A 2,314-nucleotide genomic window follows, 5' to 3' on the forward strand; every position below is an offset into this window, starting at 1 on the left:
CTTCGGGGGCGGTCCGTCGCGCGGGACGCGACCCGGTGCGCGCGGCCGCGCGTCGCGCACCGGGCAGGGTGACGACGGCGTCGTCGTCCGCGGCCTCGGTCGTGCTCCCCGTGGGCGCGGCGGTCGTGCGTGCCGGGGCGTCGCCGAGCAGCGACGGGGCACCGGGCACCGCGACGGCGCCCTCGATGGTCACGGGCTCGAAGCCGGTGCTGGACAGGTGGGTCGTCAGCAGCCCGGTCGAGACGGCCTCCGCCGCGTCGTCGTCCGCCATGGCGGCGCGCAGGGTCGACTCGACCTGTCCGAGGACCGTCTCCGTCCACGGTCCGCCCCGCTCCGGTCCCTCACCCGCGAGGGCCTCCCTGAGGTCACCGAGCAGGCGGTGCTGCTCGCGGCCGAGCGCACGCAGGTCGGGGCCGGCGAACGTGCGCTGGGCCTCCGCCATCCGCGCACCGAGGGCGAGCAGGTCGCGGACCCGGTCGGCGTCCTCGCGCACGAGGCGGTTGACCAGCCATGCGGATGCGGTCGGCCGGCGCAGGGCGCCGACCTGCGTGGCCAGCTCGCGGTCGCCCGCAGCACGCGCCTCGCGCGAGCGTGCGGTCCGCGCGGCGGTGAAGTCCTCGGGCGGCAGCGCGTGCAGGGCACGCGCGACGTCGACCAGCTCCACGGCGACCTCCTCCGGCGCCCGTGCCTCGAGCGCCCGGACACAGCATGGCTCAGCGCGCGGGTGCCGGACGGTGCGGCGGCACGAGCCAGCTCACCGAGCGCATGACGTCGCCCGCGCGCAACCACTCGTACCGCTCGGTCGACGGGTCCGCGGGGTCGTCGCGCCAGCACACGAAGACGTGCGACCGGGTCCAGCGGTTCGCCCGCGCGGGGCGCCACTCCTCCGTGCCGTCGGCCCACAGGACGCGGACGATCACGGGCACCTCCCCCATCGGACGCGTCGGGACGCTCTCGGGCTGGTCCCGGTTGGCGACGACGCGCCCGTCCCCACCCACCACGGGCCTCGCCTCCCAGCATCGAACGTGTGTTCGATGCTACCCCCGAGGGGGGGCGGCGACGACGCGGGACGGCCCGCCGGGCGGGTGATCCTGACGGGATCAGAGGCCGGGGCCGTCCCAGCCGGTGTCGGTGCCGTACTCCCAGTGCCACGGCTCCTGGGGTCCGCCGCCGCCCGGCTCCATGATCCGGGGGTGGAACCAGCCGAAGGCGGGTCCGTTCTTCTGCATCCACAGGTAGTCCGGGTCGCGGAAGGTCCCGAGGCGGCCGAAGTCGCCGAAGTCGACCGCGACCGCGCGGCCGTGGTTCGACGTCCCCGGCGTGGCTGCCAGGCCGCCGCGGCTGCGCCGCGTGGCGACCTGCATGCCGTAGCTCCGGTAGGAGCTGACGACGGAGAGGTCGCGGCCGAACTCGGCGCGGTAGACCTCGTTGAGCCGCTCGAGCGCCGCCGCGGCGTCGCACCGCAGGAGCTCGTCGGCGGCGAAGGCCGGTGCGCACAGCGCGTCGGTGGGGATCTCGCCGTTCGGCGCGGCCTCGACGACGGCGACCTTGCGGGCCACCTCGGCCGCGGCGGCCTCGGCGGCAGCCTGCGCCGCCTGCTCGGCGATGCGCGCCTCGGTCGCGGCCTGGACCTGCGCGGTGAGGGCGGCGACCTCCTGGGCGATCGCGAACATCTCCTGCGTCGTCTCGAGGTCGGTCACCGGCGCGATCGGCGCGTGGGGCGGTGCGGTCGTCTCGGCCGCGTCGGCGGGCAGGGGCGTCCGGCCGACGTCGGAACGGCTCGCGCGCTCGACCGCGCTCTCGCGCAGGACCGTCTCGGGCGAGGGCGCGACGGCGACCGGCTCCGGCTGCTCGGACGAGCCGATCATCACCTCGAGCTCGGCGAGCTTCTGGTCGAGCGGCGCCACGGCGTCCGGCTGGACGAGCGGGGTCGCGGTCTGCACCACGGCGTCGGCCTGCTGCACCGCGGCCGCCGCCACCTCGAGCGCCCGGACGCGCTGGGCGCCGGCCCAGGCCTCGGCCTCGGCGGTGAGCCGGGCGGTCTCGGCGCCGTCGACGCGCAGCTGGTGCATGCGGGCGCGCTCGGCCGCCTGCGTCGACGCCAGCGCGCCCCGGCTCGCCGCCGCGTCGTCCTGCAGCGCGAAGCCGCTGACCATGAGCGCGCCCGAGAGGGCGAGGACCGTGGCGGACTTCGCCGCACGGGCCTGGCCGCGGCGGGGTGCGGGCGCCGCCGCGGTGTCGGCCGCCGCAGGGGCGTCGATCAGCGCGAAGGGCGGGGGGCAGGCGGCCTGCTGCTTGAGGCGGAGCTCACGGC

At 77.3% G+C, this 2,314-nt stretch carries 3 protein-coding genes; all 3 read right to left on the minus strand.

The window, feature by feature from the left end; genetic code table 11:
- On the minus strand, positions 1 to 664 hold a 664-nt coding region (locus tag ICW40_RS16940), incomplete at its 3' end, for a hypothetical protein (RefSeq protein WP_221655185.1).
- 49 nt (positions 665 to 713) lie between these two features.
- Complete coding sequence (locus tag ICW40_RS16945) at positions 714 to 1,001, minus strand: hypothetical protein (protein WP_308121879.1); 288 nt, start codon at positions 999 to 1,001, stop codon at positions 714 to 716.
- 99 nt (positions 1,002 to 1,100) lie between these two features.
- Positions 1,101 to 2,314: M15 family metallopeptidase (locus ICW40_RS21190; protein WP_260459372.1), on the minus strand; the 1,214-nt coding region annotated here is incomplete at its 5' end.

Origin of the sequence: Actinotalea ferrariae (assembly GCF_019733465.1) — a bacterium.
In the GTDB taxonomy this organism is placed as follows: Bacteria; Actinomycetota; Actinomycetes; order Actinomycetales; family Cellulomonadaceae; genus Actinotalea; species Actinotalea ferrariae_A.